The 23,613-nt window shown below is 68.8% G+C and carries 23 protein-coding genes; 12 read left to right on the top strand and 11 right to left on the bottom strand.

The window, feature by feature from the left end; translation table 11 throughout:
• Nucleotides 1-156: 156 nt before the first annotated feature.
• Nucleotides 157-1,983, top strand: a complete 1,827-nt coding sequence (locus tag AC4HOU_RS17900; RefSeq protein ID WP_490724794.1) for a TerD family protein — start codon at nucleotides 157-159, stop codon at nucleotides 1,981-1,983.
• A 36-nt stretch (nucleotides 1,984-2,019) separates the two neighbouring features.
• Here AC4HOU_RS17900 and AC4HOU_RS17895 read toward each other — a convergent pair whose 3' ends face one another.
• The gene (locus AC4HOU_RS17895) at nucleotides 2,020-2,226 is read right to left on the bottom strand and encodes a calcium-binding protein (RefSeq protein WP_228815145.1); all 207 of its coding nucleotides are present in this window, start codon (nucleotides 2,224-2,226) and stop codon (nucleotides 2,020-2,022) included.
• On the opposite strand from AC4HOU_RS17895, the gene AC4HOU_RS17890 reads away from it, so the two are divergent.
• The 4 genes from AC4HOU_RS17890 to AC4HOU_RS17875 all read left to right on the top strand — a co-directional run bounded on the left by AC4HOU_RS17890 (nucleotide 2,225) and on the right by AC4HOU_RS17875 (nucleotide 8,178).
• Complete coding sequence (locus AC4HOU_RS17890) at nucleotides 2,225-4,300, top strand: hypothetical protein (RefSeq protein ID WP_490724793.1); 2,076 nt, start codon at nucleotides 2,225-2,227, stop codon at nucleotides 4,298-4,300. The two genes, AC4HOU_RS17895 and AC4HOU_RS17890, sit on opposite strands and share 2 nt — an antisense overlap.
• Nucleotides 4,301-4,608: 308 nt before the next feature.
• A complete protein-coding gene (locus AC4HOU_RS17885; protein WP_490724792.1) occupies nucleotides 4,609-6,300 on the top strand; it encodes a glycine-rich protein in 1,692 nt (563 codons plus the stop codon).
• A gap of 256 nt (nucleotides 6,301-6,556) precedes the next feature.
• A complete protein-coding gene (locus AC4HOU_RS17880) occupies nucleotides 6,557-8,044 on the top strand; it encodes an alpha/beta fold hydrolase (RefSeq protein WP_490724791.1) in 1,488 nt (495 codons plus the stop codon).
• A gap of 23 nt (nucleotides 8,045-8,067) precedes the next feature.
• Entirely contained in the window at nucleotides 8,068-8,178 is a 111-nt protein-coding gene (locus AC4HOU_RS17875) for a hypothetical protein (RefSeq protein ID WP_490724851.1), read from the top strand.
• A gap of 173 nt (nucleotides 8,179-8,351) precedes the next feature.
• Here AC4HOU_RS17875 and AC4HOU_RS17870 read toward each other — a convergent pair whose 3' ends face one another.
• Nucleotides 8,352-9,224 carry a sigma-70 family RNA polymerase sigma factor gene (locus AC4HOU_RS17870; RefSeq protein WP_163809117.1) on the bottom strand — a complete coding sequence of 291 codons (873 nt, stop codon included), beginning with the start codon at nucleotides 9,222-9,224 and terminating at the stop codon, nucleotides 8,352-8,354.
• A 481-nt stretch (nucleotides 9,225-9,705) separates the two neighbouring features.
• Here AC4HOU_RS17870 and AC4HOU_RS17865 point away from each other — a divergent pair, with 481 nt between their 5' ends.
• The 5 genes from AC4HOU_RS17865 to AC4HOU_RS17845 all read left to right on the top strand — a co-directional run bounded on the left by AC4HOU_RS17865 (nucleotide 9,706) and on the right by AC4HOU_RS17845 (nucleotide 12,996).
• On the top strand, nucleotides 9,706-10,875 hold the full coding sequence (locus AC4HOU_RS17865; protein WP_490724790.1) for a serine hydrolase domain-containing protein: 1,170 nt from the start codon (nucleotides 9,706-9,708) through the stop codon (nucleotides 10,873-10,875).
• 30 nt (nucleotides 10,876-10,905) lie between these two features.
• A complete protein-coding gene (locus AC4HOU_RS17860; RefSeq protein ID WP_490724789.1) occupies nucleotides 10,906-11,331 on the top strand; it encodes a DoxX family protein in 426 nt (141 codons plus the stop codon).
• A gap of 27 nt (nucleotides 11,332-11,358) precedes the next feature.
• Nucleotides 11,359-11,874 (top strand): carboxymuconolactone decarboxylase family protein, encoded by a 516-nt coding sequence (locus tag AC4HOU_RS17855; RefSeq protein WP_490724788.1) that lies wholly within the window; start codon nucleotides 11,359-11,361, stop codon nucleotides 11,872-11,874.
• A gap of 70 nt (nucleotides 11,875-11,944) precedes the next feature.
• Nucleotides 11,945-12,457 carry a GNAT family N-acetyltransferase gene (locus tag AC4HOU_RS17850; protein ID WP_490724787.1) on the top strand — a complete coding sequence of 171 codons (513 nt, stop codon included), beginning with the start codon at nucleotides 11,945-11,947 and terminating at the stop codon, nucleotides 12,455-12,457.
• Nucleotides 12,454-12,996, top strand: a complete 543-nt coding sequence (locus AC4HOU_RS17845) for an MmcQ/YjbR family DNA-binding protein (RefSeq protein WP_490724786.1) — start codon at nucleotides 12,454-12,456, stop codon at nucleotides 12,994-12,996. The genes AC4HOU_RS17850 and AC4HOU_RS17845 overlap by 4 nt, the downstream gene beginning before the upstream one ends.
• Before the next feature lie 145 nt (nucleotides 12,997-13,141).
• Here AC4HOU_RS17845 and AC4HOU_RS17840 read toward each other — a convergent pair whose 3' ends face one another.
• Nucleotides 13,142-14,152, bottom strand: a complete 1,011-nt coding sequence (locus AC4HOU_RS17840) for an alpha/beta hydrolase (protein ID WP_195020843.1) — start codon at nucleotides 14,150-14,152, stop codon at nucleotides 13,142-13,144.
• A gap of 147 nt (nucleotides 14,153-14,299) precedes the next feature.
• A complete protein-coding gene (locus tag AC4HOU_RS17835) occupies nucleotides 14,300-15,049 on the bottom strand; it encodes a hypothetical protein (RefSeq protein ID WP_490724785.1) in 750 nt (249 codons plus the stop codon).
• Between the two features lie 226 nt (nucleotides 15,050-15,275).
• Between AC4HOU_RS17835 and AC4HOU_RS17830 the strand changes: the two genes are divergently transcribed.
• On the top strand, nucleotides 15,276-15,764 hold the full coding sequence (locus AC4HOU_RS17830; protein WP_490724784.1) for an FBP domain-containing protein: 489 nt from the start codon (nucleotides 15,276-15,278) through the stop codon (nucleotides 15,762-15,764).
• 308 nt (nucleotides 15,765-16,072) lie between these two features.
• Here AC4HOU_RS17830 and AC4HOU_RS17825 read toward each other — a convergent pair whose 3' ends face one another.
• Complete coding sequence (locus tag AC4HOU_RS17825; RefSeq protein ID WP_490724783.1) at nucleotides 16,073-17,785, bottom strand: FUSC family protein; 1,713 nt, start codon at nucleotides 17,783-17,785, stop codon at nucleotides 16,073-16,075.
• Nucleotides 17,786-17,960: 175 nt separating this feature from the next.
• Nucleotides 17,961-18,362: a winged helix DNA-binding protein gene (locus AC4HOU_RS17820; protein WP_194991505.1), complete on the bottom strand. Its 402-nt coding sequence runs from the start codon at nucleotides 18,360-18,362 to the stop codon at nucleotides 17,961-17,963.
• A gap of 299 nt (nucleotides 18,363-18,661) precedes the next feature.
• Between AC4HOU_RS17820 and AC4HOU_RS17815 the strand changes: the two genes are divergently transcribed.
• The gene (locus tag AC4HOU_RS17815; RefSeq protein ID WP_163809135.1) at nucleotides 18,662-19,105 is read left to right on the top strand and encodes a MarR family winged helix-turn-helix transcriptional regulator; all 444 of its coding nucleotides are present in this window, start codon (nucleotides 18,662-18,664) and stop codon (nucleotides 19,103-19,105) included.
• 88 nt (nucleotides 19,106-19,193) lie between these two features.
• Here AC4HOU_RS17815 and AC4HOU_RS17810 read toward each other — a convergent pair whose 3' ends face one another.
• From AC4HOU_RS17810 to AC4HOU_RS17790, 5 genes are all read right to left on the bottom strand, one after another.
• Complete coding sequence (locus AC4HOU_RS17810; protein WP_490724782.1) at nucleotides 19,194-20,279, bottom strand: glycine betaine ABC transporter substrate-binding protein; 1,086 nt, start codon at nucleotides 20,277-20,279, stop codon at nucleotides 19,194-19,196.
• Complete coding sequence (locus AC4HOU_RS17805) at nucleotides 20,276-21,058, bottom strand: ABC transporter permease (RefSeq protein ID WP_490724781.1); 783 nt, start codon at nucleotides 21,056-21,058, stop codon at nucleotides 20,276-20,278. The genes AC4HOU_RS17810 and AC4HOU_RS17805 overlap by 4 nt, the downstream gene beginning before the upstream one ends.
• A 70-nt stretch (nucleotides 21,059-21,128) precedes the next feature.
• The gene (locus AC4HOU_RS17800; protein ID WP_490724780.1) at nucleotides 21,129-22,379 is read right to left on the bottom strand and encodes an ABC transporter ATP-binding protein; all 1,251 of its coding nucleotides are present in this window, start codon (nucleotides 22,377-22,379) and stop codon (nucleotides 21,129-21,131) included.
• Nucleotides 22,372-23,022: an ABC transporter permease gene (locus AC4HOU_RS17795; protein ID WP_163809881.1), complete on the bottom strand. Its 651-nt coding sequence runs from the start codon at nucleotides 23,020-23,022 to the stop codon at nucleotides 22,372-22,374. Before AC4HOU_RS17795 ends, AC4HOU_RS17800 begins: the two co-directional genes overlap by 8 nt.
• Nucleotides 23,023-23,124: 102 nt before the next feature.
• A complete protein-coding gene (locus AC4HOU_RS17790) occupies nucleotides 23,125-23,613 on the bottom strand; it encodes a MarR family winged helix-turn-helix transcriptional regulator (protein WP_375139359.1) in 489 nt (162 codons plus the stop codon).

Raw genomic sequence — 23,613 nt, 5'->3', positions numbered from 1 at the left:
GGATCCGATGTGCGTTCTGCTTGTCTTGCACGGCAAGGGTGGCGGTATAACGAAGGCTCGCGGTGCACACCCCGGGCAGAAGGCGGGTGGTGGCGTCAGAGTTGTGCGCGGCGCAGGCGCGGTGACTCGACGGGGCGCTGAGAGCGACGAGCACGGGTGCGAAACATCGAGTGCGGCAAGGCCGATGCTCTTGGCATGCAAACTGAACCGGCGGCTGCCCTGTCGTCATGCGATATCGGATTGGGTTCGTTCACGGTCGTCGATGTCGAGACCTCAGGCCTTCGAGCCACCGCTGATCGTGTGTTATCCGTGGCCGCCCTGACGTTGGATCGGGATGGTCGGGTGGCTCACGAGTTCCATACCCTGGTCGATCCGGGTTGTGATCCGGGCCCGGTGCACGTGCATGGGTTGACGCGCGAGTTGCTGGCCGGGGCACCGCGTTTCGAGCATATCTCGCAGCAGCTGTCGCAGTTGCTGGCCGGGCGAATCATGGTTGCGCACAATGCTGGATTCGACTATGGATTCCTTGCCGGTGAGTTCGGCCGAGTGGGCGGGTCGCTGCCCGTCGAGCGACGCTTGTGCACGTTGGCGCTCGCTCGTCGTGTGGAGCCGCCGACCCCGGACTATCGGCTGTCCACGCTCGCAACATATTACGGGGTCAGGCAGAGCCGCGCTCACGACGCGCTCGATGATGCCAGGGTGCTCGCCGGCGTTGTGCGGTCGTTGATCGCCGACGCGGCGCGCGTGGGTGTCGCGCCACCGTTGCTGACCTGTTCGCAGGCCAACGCCCGCGATGTCCGGAACAAGCAAGCATGGCCTGCCAGTCCACCGAAGGTCGTGTGCGAGTTCACCTATCCAGGTCGCCTCGGTGACGGGCGCAGGTTGACGCAGGGAATGAAGGTCGCCTTCACCGGCGCGACGAGGTTGGAGCGTTCGGATCTGATCGGCCGCGCCGTGGCCGCAGGGCTGGACGTCACCGGTGCGGTCAGCAAGCGTACAAGCCTGTTGGTGACGAACACGCCGGCAGCCGGTTCCGCCAAGTCGCGATCGGCCATCGCCCACGAGACTCCGACTGCGACCGAATCCCAGTTCCTCGACATGCTCGCCACGATTCAGCCGGGAACACCGAAGGGTCGAGCGAGCGTGGCCGTGCGGGCGGAGGCGAGTGTGCCGCCGAGCGGGCCGCTTGCCGGGCGGCGCGTGCTGGTCCTGGGCGGCCCACACCAGGATGCAGCCGATGTGAGGACGAAGATTGTAGAACTGGGCGGGTCCGCGGCCGTGAACATGTCCGCCACGGTGTCGGACGTCCTCGCGTTGGCTGCAGCGGAGACGGACCCACGATTCGAGAAGGCGCGTCAGCGCGGGCTCCCGATTCACGGAACGGAACTTTTCGAGACGGCCTCGGTGCAGATCAGTCCCCCGGAGCAGACGCCTGTAATGCCGGAGCCGTGTACTTTGAGCCGGGGTCAGGTGATAGACCTCCCGATCGCCACGCAGGGAGATGACTGGTCGGTGCGTACGTCCTGGACACAGGATGACTCTTACGAGGTCGACGTCGTCGCGTTTGCCCTCGGTATCAACGAAAAGGTTTCTACAGACGATGATTTCGTGTTCTACAACCAGCCCGAGGCGGCCGGGATTCGCCTGATCTCGGATGGACCGAACGAGCAATCGGTGGAGATCACGCTCGACCTGCTCGCCGAACAGTGCTCTCGCATCGTGATCGCCGCAGCTATCGACGGGACCGATGTGACATTCGGTACGGTCGGCGCCATCGAGGTACAGGCCGCCGCCGGCAACGAAGCAGGTGCCTTCGCCCGCGCAACGCTCGACGCGGCCACCGAGGAGCGCACTCTCATTCTGGCCGAGGTCTACCGGCGCGGTGATTGCTGGCGGCTGCGCGCTGTCGGGCAGGGCTATCCAACCGGACTGGGCGACCTCGCCCTCGGGTACGGAGTCGACGTGGCCGGGGGAGGTCAGTGATGCTTTCCCGGTTGGAATGGCCTCCCGGGCATCGCTTTACGAACAGTCCCCGGGCTCGCCGATTTTGACGACGGACAGCACGGCTTCCCCTTCGCCGACAGGTTCGCCCGGCCCCGGAGCCTGGGAAACGACTACCCAGTTTCGATCCATCACCTGCATCCGGCCGGCCCCGGTAGCGTCCTCACTACGAGAGAAGAACACGCCGGCAGCCTGGATCTGATCCTGTGCTGCCTGCAGATTCATGCAGACGACGCTCGGCAACGGAACTTTCTTCGGCGCCGCGGATGCGGTCGGAACAGCCGGTGCCCCAGAAGATTCCGAAGGCGTTGCTGGTATCGGCGCTGTCGAGTTCGGTGTCGCCGGGACGACGACGGTCTTGGTTTCGGCTGTCCGTGTTTCTGTCGAACCGCAGGCCATGGTTGTGGCGGAAGCGGCTACCGCGATCAGCAGAAAGGTTGCGGTGGTCTTCATCTATGTCCTGTCGTCCGGTGCTGTGTCCTGGATCACCAATGCATCGGGGTGCTCGACAGGGCGTTACACGGGCGGGGCGCGTCGACTCGCGGGGAACCGCATATCCTTCTGGGTCGGGGGGAGGGTTTTTGATTCGGCAGGATGTCGACGGCCGGGTCGCCTCCGGCGGACGGCGTCTGGAACACTCGTTCGCCGGAAAGGTTCAATGCTGATGCTCCGTCGTTTCACGACCCAGGCGCCCACGACGGCGCCGCCGGTGGATGACTTGATGGCCGGTGCGTTGCCGGACCGCGTGCAGATTGCGCATGAGCGGCTGGCGCACCAGGACGATCCGGCGCTGCTGGACGCGCTATCGGAGCGCGAGCTCGCCGCGGCACGCGAGTTGGCCGAGCTCGTGCGCGATTACGAACGCCATGAACAGCGGGCGCGGATCCAGGCGGCGGCCGATGCGGCGGAGCGGGTGCGGCGGACGGCGGCCGAGTTGGCCGAGCGGGAGGCCGCGGATCTGCTGCGGGCGGCGCAGGCGATCGGGGAGCAGCGGCACAGCAGCAGTCCGCACGCGAAGGTGGCTCGATTGCATCAGCGCAAGCCGCGGGTGCTCGGGCTGCTGGCCGGGGTGGTGGCCTTCTCGATGCTGTTCTCCGCGGTGACGGTGCAGCAGAACATCGCGCCCACCGGTGGCGTGACCAACCCGATGTTCTGGCTCTCCTACGGGTTGGAAGCGCTGATCAGCGCGGTACTCGTCGCGTTGATGCTCTCCACCGCCGATACCGCCGAATGGGGCGTGATCGAGCGGTTGTGGCAGGTCTACACGGTCGAGGGGGTGTTGCTGACGGCGAGCATCGCGCTGAATACCTTCCCCTACTTCAAAGCGGGCGACCTCACGGGCATCGGCATCCACGCCATCGCGCCGATCATGATCGGCGTCGCACTCGTGACGCACCGGTTGGTCGCGGAACGATATGGGCGCGCGATCGAGCAGGCGACGGCCGCGGTGCCCGACAAGGAAGATCTCCAGGAGCGGCTGGTCGCGCTCACCAAGGTCGGCGGCGCGGGTAACCAGATCCTGCCGAGCATCCTCGAGGTGGCGCCGACCGCTCGCGGTGAGCGTCAGGCGGGTGAGCCGGAGGAGCCCGACGATGCCGAGAAGCCGCATCCGGCCGACGGCGAGTCCGAGCAGGCTGGTACCGCCCACGAAACACACGCCACCACCGCCCCCGGAACAGAGGCACACTCCGGAACGGGGCAGCCCGCCGCGCGGGAAAGCACCGAGGGTTCCGCGGCCGACCCCACCCCGCCCGTGCCCGCCGCACCGTTCACCGAGCTGTGGCTGGCCACGACACCGCTGCCGGCCGAGCAGCCCGCCGCAGCGCACGACCAGCCCGCCGCAGCGCACGACCAGGGCGCCGCAGCGCACGACCAGGGCGCCGCAGCGCACGACCAGGCAGACCCGGCCGAGGCCGAGCTGGACGCGCGACTCGCAGACGCCGTGCGAAAGACCTTGCAGCGGCTCAGGACCGGCCAGCAGGGCCAGCCGGTGACGGTAGCGCGCCCGGCGGAACCCGCTCCTCCCGCGACGGCTGAACAGACCGCCGAGCAACCCTCGGGTGCCGAACATCCCGCGATCTCTGCGGAGCCTGCCGAGGAGAACACCGGGGACCTCACGCTTGAGCAGACGGACTCCGTCGGCACGCAGGCCGCGGAGGACGCGCCGAATACGGCCGGCGCCGACGCGCCACGCGCGATCCAGGCGAGCCAGGTCGCGTCCGGGCCGCAGGACGCCGGAGACGATCTGGCACAGATAGCGCAGCTCATGCCCAACGAACGCGAGCTCACCGCCCGGTGAGCGCGTGTCGGCAGTGGCCGAGGCCGGGGCTTGTAGCTCGTGACCCGTGCCGACCGACCGTTGGCCGCCGAATGTGATCGTTTCCGAACGGCCGACATCACTGCCGGCGAGCAGTCGAATTCCGGTGCGACAGGTATCTGCTGGACACGAGTTCCACCGTGTCGCGAGTGGGACCCAACGCATCACGTCCCGCTCCGGTCGGTGACGGATCCGAGGTCGACACGCCCGTTGCGCGGCGAGGCGCGCACGGAAATCCGCTGGTCGAGCGTACGGTCGGTGCACCATATGCCGCTCGATGAGGTGGAATCATGTCCAGCTTGTTGTCGGGTTCACGAATATCGTCGATCGCCGGTTGTGCCGTGCTCGCCGCGGCGTGGAGCGTCGCACTCACGCCGCCGGCGCAGGCCCAGCCGCCGACCAGTCAGCGCTTCGAATGCGACGGCGACAGCGCACAGACGTACCAGGTTCCCGAGGGCGTGCGGGAGATATCGGTGCTGGCCAAGGGCGGTTCGGGCCAGCAGAACGTCGGCGAGGGCACGCGAGGCGGATTCGGCGGTGTGACGACCGGGACGATCTCGGTGCAACCGCATGAGGTACTCACCATCTATGTGGGCTGCGAGGGCGGCGCGGACGGCGGGCGGTCCGGTTACGGACGTGGCGGTGCCCGTGGCGTGCAGCCCGCGCCGAATGCCGGCGACGGCGGTGGCGGCGGCGGTGCTACCGCGGTGATGTCGGGACAGACCCCGCTGGTCGTCGCCGGTGGCGGCGGCGGGGGTGGTGGTTCCTCGCATGAAGGCAATGGCGGACGCGGCGGCGAGGGCGGCAATGGCGGGAACCCGGCCCAGCCCGGCGCGGTGGGCGGCAACAGTTCGGGGCCGGAAACCTGCGGCGGCTGCCTGGACACCACACACGGTGAAGCGGGCGCGTCCGGCGGAAGCACGCCGCCCTACGCGCCAGGTGGAGCCGGTGGTGGTGGCGGCGGTGGCTATCGCGCGGGCAAGGGCGGCAAACTCGGCAGCGGGCAGAACCTGAATGGTGGTGGCGACGGCGGTGGCGGCGGGCTGTCCTACGTCGACGACGCCCGAGTGCGCGACCACGTTTTCAGCAGCAGCACCCAGTCGGGCAACGGATCGGTGGTCCTCACCACCGGCCAGATCGGGTACCAGACCTTCGAATTCCGCGGGCATACCGAGTTCTTCTGTGTGCCGGCAGGAGTCACCTCGGTGACGGTCGACGCCGTCGGCGGCGGCGGAGGGCATTTCGGCGATACCGGCATCGGTGGCGCCGGTGGCGGCGTGACCGCGACGGTCGACGTCAGCCCGGGCACCGAGCTGGCCGTGACGGTCGGTCAATGGGGCCACGACAACGGCGGATTCGGCGACGGGCACGGCGGCAGGCACGGGACAGCGCCGGGCTCGGGTGGTGCCTCCGGGGGCGGCGGCGGTGGCTCGACCGCGGTCGAATCGACGATGAGTCCGTGCGGTGTGCACGCGCCGGTCGGCAAGAGCTATCTGGTCGTCGCGGGTGGTGGCGGCGGCGCGGGTGGCAACAGCGGCGCGGGCGAGGGGGCGGGCGGCGACGGTGGGGCCGGCGGGAACCCGGCTCACGACGGCAACAGCGGCGACGGCAACAGCGATATCGGCGATGGTGGCTCCGGTGGTTGTGGTGGACGTCCGCCCGGCGGTGGATGCAACAACTCCAAGCACGGCGGTCATGGCACCGACGCTCCGGCGGGCAGCTCCCAAGGTGGTGCGGGCGGTGGCGGTGGCGGCGGCTACAACGGCGGCGGACGGGGACACGGAGCGAGCGTGGCCAGTGATTCCGGCGGCGGAGGTGGCGGTGGCGGAGGGCGCTCCTATGCCACCGCCGATGCGACGGACGTGCGCTTCTACCAAGGGACTTCGGGGACCGGGAAGTCGAACGGCGTGGTCCACCTGTCCTGGGAGACGGCGCCCGGTGCGGAGCCGCCGCCGTGCACGGGTTCGTTCTGCCCGCGATGAGCTGTCGGCGATAGCAACGGCCGATGTACTCGTCGTGGAGGTCGTAGGGCTGCGCTGGCACTGGTCTTGCGTCATCCTCGGCGGCGCGGGCGCGGTCGGCGCCGAAGACGTCCTCGGCCGGCGCGCGCGTTCGACAACCGAAGCGCGACAACGGTCGTGGTCGGCATCCGGCCGCGGACTGCCCCGCCGCGGTCGAATGCGTCTCAGAACTGCCGGTCGGTAGTGAGAAGGACCGCAGAGTCGGCGATGCCCGAGTGTGACAGGATCACTGCGTTCGGTGATCGGTGCGCAGGAGGGCTTGCAGGTGGTTCTGCGGTTGGGAACCAAGAGTTCTCGCTGGGTTCGAGTCGTGGTGTGTGCGCTGGTCACCGGTGCTGGGGTGCTGGGTGTACCTGGCCCCGCATCGGCGGTGGAGCGGGTGGATCCGTATATCGATGGGCTGGCCGAGGGCGCGGCGACGCCGGTGCTGCACTGGGCCGAGTGCGGCGACGGGTTCGAATGTTCTTCTGCGCGGGTTCCATTGGATTACCACCGGCCGGGCGGTGAGCAGATCGATCTCGCGGTGATCAAACTTCCTGCGGCGGACCCGGATCGGCGGATCGGGACGTTGTTCGTCAACTTCGGCGGTCCCGGCCCTTCGGGGGTCGAGCGGTTGCGCGAGCGGGGACGGTGGGAGTGGCTGTTCTCGGCGGAGCTGCGCGCTCGGTTCGATGTCGTGTCCTGGGATCCGCGCGGGGTGGGCCGGAGCGCGCCGGTGAATTGCTTCGCCGGGACCGATGAGCAATTGACGTTTCTCGGTTCGATGCCGGAGATGCCCGCCACGAGCGCGGAGGAGCCCGCGTTCTTCGGCTGGTCGAAGGAGTTCGCTGATCGGTGCAGGCAGCAGGCGGGCCCGATTCTCGATCATGTGTCGACCGCGAACACGGCGCGTGATCTCGAGCTTCTGCGCCGAGCGGTGGGCGATCCGCAGCTGACCTATCACGGCATTTCCTACGGCACGCAGGTCGGCGCGGTGTACGCGAATATGTTCCCGAGCCGGGTGCGGGCGATGGCGTTCGACGGGTCGATGGATTTCCAGGGGAATGCCGATGGGCATGGCGGGCAAGGGTCTTCGGTGCCATTGGATGTCCGTCAGAACGTCGCAGCGGGGATCGCGGCGACCTTCGACGCGTTTCTGCGGCAATGCGCCGAGGCCGGCCCGCGGTGCGCGTTCTCGGCGGGCGATCCGAAACTGAAATGGATTGCGCTGGCCGAGCGGGCGCGGCTGGCGCCGATCCGGCTCGACGGCGCGGCCTGGGCCTATCCGGCGGTCATCGGTGCCGCGGCGAGTCTGTCGCAATCGTCGAATTACCCGGACCTCGCCGTGTTGTTGCAGCGGCTGTTCGACGCGGGCACCACCATCCCCGGAGTGCTGCCCGTCGCACGCGATACGTCCTACGCGGGCAACCGGACCGAGGCGTTCCACGCGATCCAATGCAGTGACAGCATCGTCCCGACCGATCCCGCCGCCTACAGTCGTGCCGCGGTCTCGGAAGATCAGCGCGTCCCGTATTTCGGACGGGTCGCGGTATTCAGCAGCGTTGCCTGCGCGTTCTGGCAGGGCCACGACGCCGATCGGTACGCCGGCCCCTGGGATCGGCGCACCGCGGCGCCGATCCTGGTGCTCAACACCAGGTTCGACCCCGCCACGCCACTGGCCGGTGCGCCGGCGCCGCCCAACTCGCCGACGCGCAGGTGGTGGTGATCGAAGGCGCGGGGCACAGCAGCATGTACGCGCCGAGCAGTTGCGCCGAACGCGTCAAGCGGGAGTACCTGTTCACGGGCCGGCTACCGCCGAAGAACACCGGGTGCGGCATCGATAGGTCGCCGTTCGACTGAGTGACGGCGAGAGCCGGCCGGAACGCTCACTCGAGTCGGCCCTGTCGTGCCGCTCACCAGGATCGATGCTCTGTTCGGCTGGCGAATGCCTGCGCTCACCTTCGGCTCGACCGGCGAGCCGCCCAGCCGGGTCCGGTGGGGGCTGAAGAGCGCTCGCCGAGCGGGTACCACGCTCACCCCAGCACAGCGCTCAAATCCAGACCGGCGAGCCGTTCGCGGTCGGACAGGATGTCGATCGCGGTGATGCGGTCACCGACGACGGTGAAGCTCATGATCGAGAAGGGCTCGCCGTCCATGGTGTTGACCAGCCCGGCGCCGCCGTTGATGACGGCAGGATGGGTCACGCACAGGGTGGCCATGCGGTGGAACGTCTCGGCCTGTGCGCCCACGAGGGTGCGGCCGCGCAGCACGCGCAGATCGCCGGCGTCGGCTCGCAGCACCACGTCGGGATCGAGGATGCGCACCAGTTCCTCGAACTCTCCGTCGCGGGCGGCGGCGAGGAACGCGTCCACCACGCGGCGCTGCCGGGGGAGGTCGGTATCGGGAGCCGGCGCCTCGCCCTGGATGCGGCGGCGGGCCTGACTGGCGAGCTTCTTGGCCGTCTGCGGCGTGCGATCGACGATCGGCGCGATCTGCTCGTACGGCACGGCGAACATATCGTGCAGCACGAAGGCCAGCCGTTCGGCTGGGCTCAGCGATTCCAGCACCACCAGCAGCGCCAGCCCCACCGAATCGGCGAGCATCGCTTCATGTTCCGGGCTCTGCCCGGAAGCCGCGGTGACCACGGGGTCGGGCAGATTCTCCAGCGGCTCTTCCTGACGGACCTTCCGCGACCGCAACATATCGAGGCAGACCCGGCCGACGACCGTGGTCAACCAGCCGCCGAGATTGCCCACATCGGCGGTGTCGGTGCGGGCCAGGCGCAGCCACGCCTCCTGCACCGCGTCGTCGGCATCGCTGACCGAGCCGAGCATCCGGTAGGCGACCGAACGCAGATGCGTGCGGTGCTCCTCGAACCGGTCGGCCAGGAATTGCGCGTCGTTCACAGGGTCCTCCTTGTGCGGTCCTTCCTACCGATGACGAACCGGCGGCCGAAAAGGTGACCGTAGCGGTTCGCGCACCCCTCGTCTGCCGCCCTCGGTCGGTGACCGCTGTCCGAGAAGCACCGACTGTCACTGGCCGCGGCTGATGCTGCCGATCGCCGGCCGGTTGTGCCGGCCACTGGTGTCGGCACATGGGTGCTGGCTGGCGGTTGATGCTCGCGGACCGCCTGTTCGAGTGCGGCCGCTGTCCTGGACGCGACCCAGCGGGGCTGCCGGCCGCCGCTGGTTTTATTGCGGTGCTCGTGCCGCCCGCCGCCTACCACCGCCGCCCGCCGGGCACTGGCCGACAAACCGAACTCGCACCACCCCGACCTGCGATTTCCCCCCAGCGGTCACCTTTCGCTCCCCCCGTACGTCAGTGCAGCAGAAACGATCCGCGGCGGCGCCGGAGCGGGCGGACCGGCCGCATCGAAGGGAGAGCATCATGAGCACGATCGAGATCCACGGCACTGTTGCCGAAGGGTTCGAACAGGTACGCGAGGAGTTCCGCGCTGTTGTCGAGGAGGAGGACGGGCAGTCCGGCGCGCAGTTGGCCGCCTATCTGCGTGGCCGCCAGGTGGTCGATCTGTGGGCCGGGCCCGAGGTCACCGGCACCACGCTGACCGGCCTGCACTCCTCGAGCAAGGGCGCGGCGGGCCTGGTGGTGGCCATGCTGCTGCAGGACGGTGTGCTCGACCTCGACCGGCCCGTCGCCCATTACTGGCCGCGTTTCGGCACCGCGGGCAAGGACGACATCACCGTGCGCGATGTGCTGGTGCATCGGTCGGGAGTGATCGGGGTCGGTGGCGGTTTCACCGTCGGCGAGCTCGCGGACGAGCGCGTCATCGCCGAGCGGTTGGTCGGTCAGCGCCCGTACTTCGCGCCGCGAACCGCGCACGGTTACGGCGGGTTCGTCATGTACGCGATCATCGGCGAAGTGGTGCGGGCGGTCACCGGAAGCACCGTGCAGCAATTGTTCGAGCAGCGGATCCGGGCACCGTACGGGCTGGATGTGTATCTCGGCCTGCCCGCGGAGCTGGATCACCGTTACCTGCCGGTCCTGCCGTGGCGAGCGACCGCGGAGATGGAGGCCGCGTTCACCGCGAATTCCCCCAACCCGCATGGAATCGCCGGCATTTCCTACAACCTCAATGCCAGAGGCTTCACAGCCGCTGACGTGATGGCCCTGCCGAATGATGCGCAACTGCGCAGGCTCGGTCAGGCCTCGGCTGGTGGTGTCGGCAGTGCGCGCGGCTTGGCGCGGATGTACGCGGCGGCGGTCTCCGGGGTGGACGGCCGGCCACCGCTGCTGTCGCTCGACACCATAGAGATCATCTCCGAAATCCATTCCGGTGGCGCCGATCTGGTGCGTGGGCAAGCACCGTACACGCTCGGCTTCGAGGCCAAGGGGTTGCTGTACCCATTCCTCGGCGTGCACGCGTTCGGACACGCAGGGTCGGCAGGCTCGGACGGATTCGTCGATCCGCACAGCGGTCTCACCTACGGATACACCCGCCGCCGTGCCGCTTTCGCGTTCAACGCACCGGAGAACGCGCGCTTGGCGGCAGCCCTGCACCGCGCGGCCACCGACGACGGCCACGCGCGCGCCGCTTGACCGAACAAGGCTACGACCAGGAGTGACACCATGAATACACGCGCCTCGAAGGCCCTGAAACTCGCCCGCTGGATTCCGGTGGCGGCTGTACTGACCGAAACCGCCGTCGGATCGTATTGGGATCTGGCCCGGATCTCCTATGTCCGGGAAGCCTTCGACCACCTCGGCTACCCCATGTACTTCGCGACGGTGCTCGGCACCGCCAAGGCCGCCGCGCTCGCCGCGATCCTCACCCCGGGCCATCCGCGGACGAAGGAGTGGGCCTATGCCGGACTCGTCTTCGTCTACGGCGGTGCCGCCGCCTCCCACCTCGCGGTCGGCGACGGCCCGGACAAGTGGGCCATGCCCGCCATGTTCGCCGCGTGCACGCTCGCTGCCCGCGCCTGGTTGCCGCAGGACGACGTCGTCGCCCCGCTGCGCAACCGCACGTTCGGACGCCGCCTCCAGCACGTCTGATCAACCCACTCGGAAAGGAACACCATCATGCAGGACCATTCGACGGCCACCCGGGTTCGCGCCGAATCCCGGTTGCGCAACCCGCAGCAACTCGTCCCGGCGCTCGCCGAAGTCGGTGCGGCGCTGTTCAAAGCCACCGGAAACGGCGCCATCGCGCGGACCACGATCGGCCTGGTGCAGCTGCGGATCGGCCAGATCGTCGGCAGCACGTACCTGGTCATGTTGCACACCGGCAACCTCAGGTCGGCCGGGGAATCCGAGGAACGCATCGCCGCGGTGGCCACCTGGCAGGACGCTCCGTACTTCACGGGTGCCGAACGTGCCGCCCTCGCCCTCGCCGAGGCTATCGCGCAGCCCTCGCCGCACGGCGAACGAGTCTCCGACGAGCTCTACGCCCACGTCGCCGAGTTCTACGACGAGAAAGCCGTGGCCACCCTCGCAATGGCCATTGGGCAGGTGAATTTCTTCGTGGCGCTGGCCGTCATCGGCAAGCCGGTCCCCGGTGTGCCACCGCAGGAGCAGTGGACGCCGGTGGCGGACTGATCCTCGCGAGACCCGCGGCCGCGGCCACAGTTCACCACTGTGGTCGCGGCCGCGGCGGTAGTCTGACGCGGTGACTCTCCCGGATGGGGTATCGCTGCGCAAGATCGTGCCGGCCGACCGTGACGTCGTGGCGACCCTGCTGCGGCGCGAGTGGGGTGATACTCGCGTGGTGTCGCTGTCCTTGGGCGGGCTGGTCGACGCAGGCGCCTTGCCCGGGCTGCTCGCCGAACGGGACGGGCAGGTGGTCGGAATGCTCATGTACCGCGTCGCCGGTGGCGTGGCCGATATCGTCACCATCAACGCGTTCGAGTCCGGCGGGGTGGGTGCGGCGCTGATCAGAGCCCTGGTCGAGGAGGTGCGCACCGCCGATGTCCGGCGGGTGCGGGTCTCGACAACCAATGACAACACCCGGGCGTTGCGGTTCTACCAGCGCGCCGGTTTCCATCTGACCGCCCTGCACACCGACGCCGTCACGGCCTCGCGGCGCACCAAACCGCAGATCCCCGAATACGGTCAGGACGGTATTCCGATCCGCGACGAACTCGAGCTCGAGTTGCCGATCGTGCCGAGAGACCGGCGATGACGACGCGGGCCCAGGTGCGAAAAGCGGCACTCGCCCTGCCGGAAGTTGAGGAGGGCACGCATTTCGGGGCGGTGGCGTATCGAGTTCGCGGCAAGAGCTTCGCCTCGCTCAGCCGCGCGGACGAGCTGCAGGTGCAGCTGGCCGATGACGAGATCGACGGCGTGCTGGCGGACCACCCCAGCGCCGAAGTCATCGAACGCGCGGGCAAACGGATCGGACTCCGGATCGCCTTGGCCGACATCAACGGACAGATGTCGAACTATCTGGTCCGGCGCGCATGGTTCGCACGGGCACCGAAACGGCTCGCGGCCGCCCTGAACGCCGCCGACACCGCGACCCCGGGAGCAGCCGGCGACCTGCCGGCCTCGATCGGCACGCCGGCCACCCGGGCCCTGCACGGCGCGGGCATCACCACCCTGGATGCACTCAGCACACGGACCCGCGCGGAACTGCTGGCCCTGCACGGTTTCGGCCCGAAGGCCGCGCGGATTCTCGCCGAAGCGCTCGAGGAGCGCGGGCTGTCGTTCGCGGGGGAGTGACGGCGCGGGCAGCTCGGTTCGAGCACATTGCCGTCTTCATGGCGTCTGGCATCGCGCAGGTTCGGTGTGGGCCACGGTGTTCTAGCGGAAACTCCGCGTTCCAGCAGAAACTCCGCGACATGCCGCCGATCGGTATCAGCCGCCCTCAGGCCGGCAGTTCGAGCCCGCGCGCGATCACCGGCCAGGAGTTGATCAGGGCATCACGCCAGTAACCCCACGAATGCGTGCCGACGGGCGGGAAATCCACGGTCGCGGGGATGTTCAACTCGTCGAGCCGGGCGGCGAGATTGTGTGAGCAGTAGTTGGTGGCCGCTTCGATGATGCCGCCGATCACCACCTGGTTGGCCAGACCATAGGCGCCGGGCAGGGCGTACGGGCCGTTGAGGGTGTCGTGGGGACCGGGTAGGCCGCTGCCGGAGGAGATGAACAGTTCCAGGCCGCGCAGGCCTTCGGCATTGACGTACGGATCGTTCTGCACCCACAGCGGGTCGTTCGGCGGACCGTACATGTTCTCCACGTCGCCGCCGCCCCACACCTCAACGCTCAGCCGCACGGCCTCCCGCCCGAACGGGTCGCTGGTCTGCGCGCAGCCGCTGTACGCGGCGGCGGCCTGGAACAGGCCGGGCGCGGCGATGGGCAGATTCAGCACGGACGTTCCCGAGGTGGACAGGCCCGCGATGGCATTGAGCCCGTTGGTGCCGAATGCCCCGTCGATCAGCGGCGGGAGTTCCTGGGTGAGGAAGGTCTTCCACTTGTTGACGCCGAGCACGGGGTCGGGCGCGCGCCAGTCGGTGTAGTAGCTCCACGCGCCGCCGATCGGCTGCACGACGTTGACGTCCTTTTCGCCGAGGAATGCCAGCGCGTCCGGTGCCCGGCTCACCCAATTGGCGGTGCCCTCGCCACCGTCGGCGCCGTTGAGCAGGTACAGCACCGGGCGCGGCTGGGACGCATCGCGCGGGCGCTGTACCGAGACCGAGATATCGCGGCCCATGGCCGTGGAGAACACCTGCAACTTCACATTGCGGTCGTCGGCGATGCGGACGTCGGTGATCCGTGACCCGTTCGGGGCGACGGGCCTGGCGAGCAGATCGCCCGAGGCGATGATCGGGTCGTCGGACGGTGTGGCCTGCGCGCCGACCGGGGCGATGGCCGTCATGGCGGCCAGACAACCGGTGACGACGATGGTGCGGATTCGTAGCTTCACTGATATCCCGCCTGTTCGTGGTCGGTGCATCCGTGGTGCTCGGTTGTTCCTGCAGGGCGACGTTACCCAACCTGTCCCGTTCGACGCAGCGAGATCGGCTCACTTCGCGGCGGCGGCGAAATAGGCGGTGCGCACATCCACCATGGTGGGCGCCGGGAAATCGGGTGAGCCGGCGCCGAGCTCGCCCATCGCCACCTGCCAGGTATCCGACGATGTATCGATCGCGGTGCGGGCATCGGCGGCCTGGAGCACGACCTCGGAGCCGCCGGTGCACGAATACGCGCCCACCATGCCGTCGGAGCGGCCGCCCCACGCGCCACCGATCCGGATCCGGCACTGGCGGCCGTCGGCGAGTTCGAGCGCCCACGGCTCGGGGGATTCGGTGGCGGCGATGGGTTCGAGCGGCGGATCGACGGTGTATCGGCGCAGTTCCCGGTCCCACGGGTCGTCGGCGCAGAGCAGTTCGGTGCGCGCGGGCGTCGGCCAGCAGACGTCGGCGGCGTCGGCGGAGGCACCGCAGTGATAGATGCCCGCGGTGGTCGCGGAGTGACTGGGTGCGGCGTTACGGCAGTTCAGGGTGCCGTAGGGGTCGGGTTCGATGACGGTGAATCCGTCGGCGGGCCTGCCCGCGGCGTCGACGGCGGTGAGCGAGACGACCTCGGTGGGCTCGGCCGCGCCGGTGGTCGCGGTGGGTTGCGATGGGCTCGCGGGTGGGTCCTCGGCCGCCGGGCCTGCCTGGGTGGTGGTGGACAACTGGGTGGCGGGGCCGGAGTCGTCGTCGGATCCGCAGCCGGTGAGCGTCAGCGCGAGCGCTGCGCCGACCACCGATATCGACCTCGCGAACGCCATGAGCTACCGCCTCATCAGTGGATACCCGTGCCGCTCGAGTGTAGCCAGCGGAGTTCCTGGTCCAGGCGTTTTCGCGGGGCCGGCGCACCCGGGGCGGCGCCCCGCAGACGAATGTCGGCCACCCGGCGAACAGGGCCCATCCGGTGTGAAAATCGGTTGTCCGCCGCAGAGCGGTCCCCTAACGTCTCTTCGGTTTTGTCCATCAACAACCGAAGGGAACACCACTGTGCAACCCGTTAGCGAACGCGACATCAGGTCGTCGTTCATCAACTGCTCCAAAGGAGACGCCAAGCGATTACCGGTCCCGCGCGACCTGGATCAGCGCCCTTGGGAAGACCTGGATTTCCTCGGCTGGAGCGATCCGTCGTTTCCCGGCCGCTGCTATCTCGTCGCGCCGGGCGACGATCGCCTCATCGGTGTCGCGTTCCGGTACGAAACCGGCGGTTCCGGTCGCGCGCAGATGTGCACGATCTGCCTCACCACACACACCGGCGGCGGGGTGTCGTTGCTGACCGCGCACAAGGCCGGCGAATCCGGGCGGCGCGGCAACTCGGTCGGCACCTACATGTGCACCGACCTGGCCTGCTCGCTGTACGCGCGCGGCAAGAAGCGGCCGGCCATGGGCAGCCGCTACCGCGAGGACCTCGGCCTCGAGGAGAAGATCGAACGCGTGCGGGAGAACCTGACCGCGTTCATCGACCGGCTCTACAGCTGATCCGGCCATGACCACGACGACACCGAAGGAGGTAGATGCCATGGGCCGACACCAGAGAACCAACCCGCTGCATCCCGAGTCCTGTTAGCTCAGCACAGGACTCGGGGTGCGCAGCTTTCTCTTCGATCGAGAGGGGCCGTGCGGACGGACCTTGTCGTTGGTGGGGAAACTGTTGGAGGTAGCGGGCCCACTGATATACAGCGCGGTATGGCGCGCGGCTCGAACCTGCTCGGCCGTTACTTCCGGACAGCCTCCGTGCTGCCGAGCCGCGTGCTGTCAGAGAGGCGCTGCACCGGTTCCCTTCTTGCTCAGGACAATTCGGCGACGCTCTCGGCCCAGCGCGTGAGCTGACCGGGATCAGCGGGGCGGCCCGGCCCCGCATTCCACGTGGCGGCGAGGATGCGATGACCGAGCCGGCGGACGCGCTCGTGGTGCACCCACTGTGCGCGCGCCCACGTGGGTTCGTTATGCGCGGCATCGATTTCGGCCAGCGTCGAGCCCATCAGCTCGAACTCCAGTTCCTTGCGGATCATCGGAACCCGGCCGGGATCCGCCCGCAGGGCGAGCAACAGTGTGTCGAGCGATTCGAGGACGCGGCGGTCATTGCGCAGCAGTACCCGGCGGTGCGAATGGCGATCGACCAACCACAGCACGCCGAGCCCGATCACCACCCCGATGACGCTCTCGAGGAACCGATCGAACGCCACCGGCAGCGGATCGCCGTAGTGCCCGCCGCCACCCATCAGCAGTGCCAGCGGAGTGATGAAGACGACCGCCAGACCGTAGTTGCGGGCGACGAACAATTCGATCGAGAACTGCAGCGCCATCAGGATGAGTACCAAGGCGACGCCGCGCGGTTCGAACGCGTAGATGAGGGTGAACACGGCGAGCCCGAGCACCGTACCGCCCACCCGGTGGATGCCGCGGTAGGTGCCGCGCACCCGGTCCGGGCCTTGATGCAGCAGCACGGCGACCGTCATCACCGCCCAGTCGGGGCGGCCGATGGACAACGCGACGGTCAACGATCCGGCGAGAATCGCCGCGAGTCCGATGCGATGGGCGGCGACGGCGGCGTGACTGTCCGGCGACAGCGAGCGGGCCAGGCGGAAACGTAGCGATGGGTACGGGGTCGGCGCGGGGCGCCCGGTATCGAACAGGGCATCGGCATCGTCGACGCCGTTGCGATGCAGGGCGTCCGCGAAACGCGACTGGGCGTCGGCCAGGGTGCGCGAGGGCGGATGGCCGAGCTCGGTGCGGCGGGCGTCGTCCAGCATGGTCCACGCGGTTTGGATCTTCATGCCCGCGGTGTAGCGGGCGGCGGCGAGATCGGGGGAGTCGCGTGTCAGGCCGTCGTAGGCGCGCACCGCCTCCACCGCGGCCGCGACCGCGTTCTCCTCCGGGGCATGCGGATACCGCAGCGCGCCCGACATGCCGACGATCAACGCGCTCACCGCGCCCGCCGAGGCCCACAGCGCGACCGCGCCCGGCGACACCCCGGCGCCGGTCACCGTCGCACCGATCCCGACGGCGAGCACGAAGAAGAACCCGCCCGGCGGGCCCAACCGCAACGCGGAGTTCACGAACGTGCTTATCACCGCCACCACAGCCATCAGCCCGACCAGCACAAGTAGCCACGCATGCGCACCACCCGCGGCGGTATGCCGATGAATCGCCGCCCCCGTGAATCCACCGGCGCACGCCGCCGCGATCAATCCGAGCCCCGCCCAGCCGATCGCCCGCCACCGCTGCCGGTACACCCGACCCTCACCGAAGATCACCGCAAACGAACCGAGCGCCGCGATGAGCCCCTGCTGCTCATGCCCCAGCAGCGCGGCGATCAGCGCGGGCACACCGAACGCGAGCGCGGTACGGGCCGCACCGGGCAGCCGCCGGCCCGCCGGCGGCACCCCGAACAGCACGGCCCGTGCCGGCGCGGGCGACGGGAGATGCGGACCGTTCGCCTCGGGCCGTGCGAGGTCCTGTTCCGGTGACGGAGAATTCGGGCCGTCCGGTTCGGGCACGTGTCAGCTCCTTGCCGGTCCGGGCAGGCCGACCGGGCGGCAGCCTGCGGTGATCATTCCCGGCGAGCGTATCGCCGAGGCTCGGCGACTCGGGCGCGAGCAGACGGGAAGCGGCGGCGGACGTCCCGGGACCGCGCCCGCGAACGATCGGCGGGAGCCCGGTGGTCCTGCCGCATCACGGCGTTTCCAGATTGACGATCATGCGGTGCAGGACGTCCATCAGCTCCGAGAACTCCTGTGAGCTGACGCCCTCGGTCATCCGCTCGCGCAGGCTTCCGACCTCGGCCGCCGCGGCTCGGTGCGCCGACCGGCCGGACGCGGTCAGGGTGTAGCGTCCGTCGCCGTCGCGGTCGACCCAGCCGCGGGCGGTCACACCGCCGACCACATCGGAGACGCTCTCACCGTTGGCGTCCCAGAACGGACGCAGCGCATCGATGAGCTGTGCTTCGTCGACCAGACCGCGACTGATCGTGTTCAGCGTCTGCCATTCCCGGCGGTTCAGGCCGGCATTGCCGAGCAAGCGGTCGAAGGTGGTCTCGATCAGCTGATCGAGCCGCTTCAGCCGGAACCCGATCATGCGGTCCTGATCGGAGCCGGACGTCGCGCCAGGCCGAGAGTCGGAGCCGGAGGTGGAGCCGGGGGGCGGGCGTCGAGCCGGAGCCGGAGTCCGACCCGGAACCCGAGCCCGACCCCGAGGTCGGGCCGGAGCCGGAGGCAGGCAAGTGGATTTCGGACGAGGCGGGTTCGGGTGGCGGGGCTGCGCAGGCCGTCACTGTGAGTACGGCAAGGGCGCAGAGCAAGTAGCGCATACGGGGTCCTCTCGACTGGCATTTAGTTGTAATAGTACAACTAGATGTCCGGCGCTACCATTCCCTCATGAACGACGTCGAGCGAGTCGAACGTGCCATGGTGGAGATCCGCCGCCGGCAGACCCGGCGCACCCTGGCGCCCGAGGGTGAGCCCGCGGGCCAGGCCTTCGACGTTCTCGACATAGTCGCCGCCACGGCGGAACCGACCGTCTCCACCGTCGCCGATGCCCTCGCCGTGGACCGCCCGCGAGCCAGCCGTCTGGTGGCCGCCGCTGTCGACGCCGGCTATATCGAGCGCATCGCCGACCAATCCGACGGCCGCCGTTCCCTGTTGGCGGTCACGCCGGCGGGCCGGGCCGCGCTCCGCTCGGCTCATCAGCGCCGCATCGACGCCTTCGCCTCGGCCATGCGCGACTGGACCGATACCGAACGACACCGATTCGCGGACCTGCTCACGCGTTTCGTCGCCGGAATGCCGAACCGAGGCGCGCCCGATACTCACCCGGAGTGACAGCCGTGCCCGGCCCGGTGCACTCGGTCGGACAACGATGTGTGTCCGCCGTGATGAGCCGACAGAGGCGGCTCGAGTTGGCAGGCCGTCACCCTTCGGTGACGAACCCTTCGGCTACCAACCAGTCCCGTGCGACTTCGGGCGGCTCGCGTCCGTCCACATCCACCTGCCGGTTGAGTTCGGTGATGGTTTCGTTGGTGAGGAGCGCCGAGATGGGCTCCAGCACGGTGATGACCTCGGGGTGGGCTTCGGCGAAATCGCGGCGCATGACCAGGGCGGCGTTGTATTTCGGGAAGAAGCGCTGGTCGTCTTCGAGCAGGAGGAGGCCGAGGGAGGGGATGCGGCCGTCGGTGGCGGCGACGGAACCGAAGCTGCATTGGCGGCCGTCGGCGACGGAGGTGTAGACGAGTGCGTCCTGCACCAGGCGTTTCTGCACCGCGCCCTCGTCGATGCCGTATTTGGCTGCCATGCCGGGGAATCCGTCGCGCCGGACATTGAATTCGGTGCCGACGCAGGTGGCGGCTCGGGCTGGATCGGTGGCGATCAGGCGGGCGTAGTCGGACAGGGTGCGCACGCCCGTTTCGGCGGCGGTGGCGGGATTGGTGACCAGGGCATAGGTGTTGTTCATCGGTGCCATGGCGGCCCAGACCATGTCGTGGGCGGCCAGGTCGGCGTCGCGGACGGCCTCGAACTGGCCGCGCTCGTCCGGGATGGGGGTCTCGTTGCCGAGGTAGTTCATCCAGCCGGTGCCGGTGTAGTCGTAGGCGATGTCGATCTGGCCGTGCAGTTGGGCGTCGCGCAAGCTGTTGGAACCCTGGATATTGGTCAGGTCGCGGACCTCGGCGCCGGCCGCCACCATGGCGAACTCGATGATGTAGCCGAGGATGTTCTGCTCGGTGAAATCCTTGGAGCCCACCGTGATCGGTACGCCGGCCAGCTCGGGAACCGGCCGGATGCTGCCCGGCCCCACCCGCAGCGGGACAGCGCTACCGGCTTCCAATCCGCAGCCGGTGAGCAGCAGCAGGCCCGCGAGAACCAGCAGGAGCGCCCTGCCCGGCTTCCGGCGGGAACGGGACCGGGCGCGCCGCCGGCAACTCTCCGACCCGGTGAGCAGCGCAGTCACCGCCGAGCGCCGGTAATCCGCGCGTTCGGTGGCTGCGCGCGCCGAGTTCATGTCAACCCCCGCGGCCCGAGGAACTCTTCGGCCAGCGCGCCCAGCCAGTCGACCAGCAGCGCCAGCGCGACGGCGAGGACGGCGCCGACGACGAGAGTCACGTTGTCCCGCAACTTGTATCCGGTGTCGATGAGGATACCGAGCCCGCCCGCGCTCACCAGGAACGACAGAGTGGCCGTCCCCACCGCGAGCACCAGCGAGGTGCGCAGACCGGCCAGAATGTAGGGCACGGCGAGCGGGAACTCGATGCGCCGCAACACCGTCGAGGCCGACATGCCCTGCCCGCGACCGGCGTCGATGAGCGTCCGGTCCACTTGCTGATAGCCGAGGATCGTATTGCGCAGCACGGGTAGCAGCGAATAGAAGGCGATCGGCGCGACACCGATCCAGAAACCCGTGGTCTTGGTGACCAGATAGAACAGCACGATCAGGCCGATGGCGGGTGCGGCGGCTCCGATATTGGCGATGCCGACGAAAAACGGCGCTAGCCTGCGCAAGCGCGGCCGCGACAACAGCGTCCCGAGCGGGACCGCGAGCGTGACCACGATCAGCACAACGGTCACGGTGATCAGCACATGCTGCCAGGTGACCTTCGCGATATTGGACGCGTTCAAACTCGCCTGCTGCGTCACCGTCAGGTCGCGATCGAACGCCCAGATCAGCACACCGGCGGCAAGGATCAGCACCAGCGCGGGCTGGACGAGCAGGCGCAGCCGTTCGGCCCGGCGCGCGGTGGCGGGGGCGGCGGTGCGTGCGGTGGGAGCCGTTGTCGCGGTCATAGCCGGCTCCCGGTGCGCGTCGCGTCCGTCGGCGACGCTGCGCGGATCCCACCGGACGGCGGTCGGTTCATCATGGCGTGCCGCCCTTTTCCGCCGCCCCGCCCGCGATACCCCCGAGCTCCGCGTCCTCGCCTGCCGCCGGCGCACCGATCCGTGCCGGCGAATCACTACCGTTTCCCGCGTGTTCGGCACGCAGCGCCGACAAGTGCCCGACCAGGGTGTCGATGGTGATCAGCCCGGCGTACTCGCCTCGCTGCCCGGTGACCACCGCCGTCGCGGTGCTCTCGGCCAGGAGCGCCTCCAACGCGTCCTGCAAGGTCGATTGCAGCGAAACCACTTCGCCCACCGGGCGTCCCACGTTCGTCAGCGTCCCAGCATGTGCGAGTTGCGGCGCCGAGACCCAACGCAGCGGCCGCTGTCTGCTGTCGAGGATCAATGCCCACGGCCAGTCGAGGCCGTCGAGCGCTTGTCGTACCCGCTCGACCGGCTCGTCTTCCGTGGCGGTCGGGCAACTGCCCAGCTCCACATCGCGCACCCGGGTAAGTGTGAGCTGCTTGAGCGAAGCGTCGGCGCCGACGAATCCGGCCACTGTCTCGTCGGCCGGATCGGCGAGGATCGCGGCCGGAGTGTCGTATTGCAGAATGCGGGACCGATTGCCCAGCACCGCGATTCGATCGCCGAGCTTGACCGCCTCGTTGAAATCGTGGGTGACGAACACGATGGTTTTGCGCAGCTCCGCCTGCAATCGCATCAGTTCGTCTTGGAGCAGCCCGCGGGTGATCGGGTCGACGGCGCCGAACGGCTCGTCCATCAGCAGCACCGGCGGGTCCGCCGCCAGCGCCCGCGCCACCCCGACGCGCTGCTGCTGCCCGCCGGAGAGCTGGCGTGGGTACCGGTGCCGATAGGTATCGGGGTCGAGGCCGACCAGTTCGAGCATCTCGTCGGTGCGCGCCGCGATGCGTTTGCGGTCCCAGCCGATCAGCCCCGGCACCGTCGCGACGTTCTTGGCGACGGTCATATGCGGGAACAGGCCGGCCTGCTGGATGGAATAGCCGATGCCGCGGCGCAACTCGTCGGGGTCGATCGACAGTGCGTCCTTGCCGCCGATGGTGATGGTGCCCGAGGTCGGTTCGATCAACCGGTTGATCATCCGCATCGTGGTGGTCTTGCCGCAGCCGGACGGCCCGACAAGGACCACGATCTCACCGGCCGGAATCGTCAGGCTGACGTCGTCGACCGCCGGTTGCTGCTGGTCGCCATAGCGTTTGGTGACCGAGTCGAGGACGATCTCGACGCCGGACACGGGTTCGGAGTCAGACACGGATCCCTTTCGACGTGGTGAATCGGCCGAGGAGCAGCAGCAGTCCGTCCAGCGTGAGCGCGAGAACGACGATCAGCACGGTGCCGGTCAAGGCCTGCGGCACGGCATTCGGAGTACCCAGCCTGGTGAGGCCGGTGAGGATCAGGTTGCCGAGCCCGGGCCCCTTGGCGTAGGCGGCGATGGCGAGGATGCCCATCAGCATCTGGGTGCTGATCCGGATACCGGTCAGGATCGCGGGCCAGGCCAGCGGGAGTTCGATCCGCGCCAGCACCCGCAGCCGGTTCATGCCGACGCCGCGCGCAGCGTCGGTGATCGCCGGATCGACGGCAGCCAGCCCGACGATGGTGTTGCGCAGGATCGGCAGGAGTGCGTACAGCACCATCGCGGTGATGGTGGGGGCGACGCCGAGGCCGAGCAGTGGAATCAGCAAGCCGAGCAGGGCGAATGACGGAATGGTGAGAATGGTGCTCGCCGCGGCGGTGGCCACCGAGGAGCCGAGCGGACTGCGGTAGACCAGTACGCCGATGGCCACGGCGACCAGGGCGCCGAGTACCACCGATTGCACGACCGCCGACACGTGCAGATAGGAGTCGGTGAGCAGTTGGTGGCGCCGGTTCACGACGAAAGTCCACAGCGTATCCAGAGTTTCCGCCTCCCCGATCCCTCGCCCGTCGCGGGTCAGTGTATCGAGCCGACGGCGTCGCGCACGGGATTCGGCGGTCTCGGTGGGTGATTCGGCGGGCTCTCAGCTGCCGGGCCGCGGCCAGGGGTTGCCCTCGAGCCGTTCGACCGACTGGTTGAACTTCGTGATGAGCCGGTGCAGCTGTTCGACGTCCTCGGCGGGCCAATCGGCGACGACGCGGCCGATCCCGTCGCGGCCGACGGTGCGGTCGGCGGCGAGCAGCTCCATTCCCTTGTTGCTGGGACGGACCTTGCGCGCGAGCCCGCCCTCCGGATCGGGGACCCGCTCCACCAAGCCCTGATCGAGCATCGCCCCGACCTGGCGGTTGACCGTCGAGATGTCCAGCCGCAGCGCTTCGGCCAGTTCCCGCAGGCTCAACGGCGATCCGACGTCGAGCCGGGTGAGGATCAGGTACGCCGAACGGTCCAGCTGAAAACGGGGATGACGACTGGATGCGGGGGTATGGCGGGACAGCAGCGTGAGCTCGAACGACAGCCGTGACAGCGGCTTCTCGGCCGCCGAACCGAAATCACCCGAATCGGACATGGCCAT

This window comes from Nocardia sp. JCM 38205 (genome assembly GCF_058222935.1).
The sequence above is the reverse complement of the archived record's forward strand: the minus strand, read 5'-3'. Positions and strand labels throughout refer to the sequence as shown.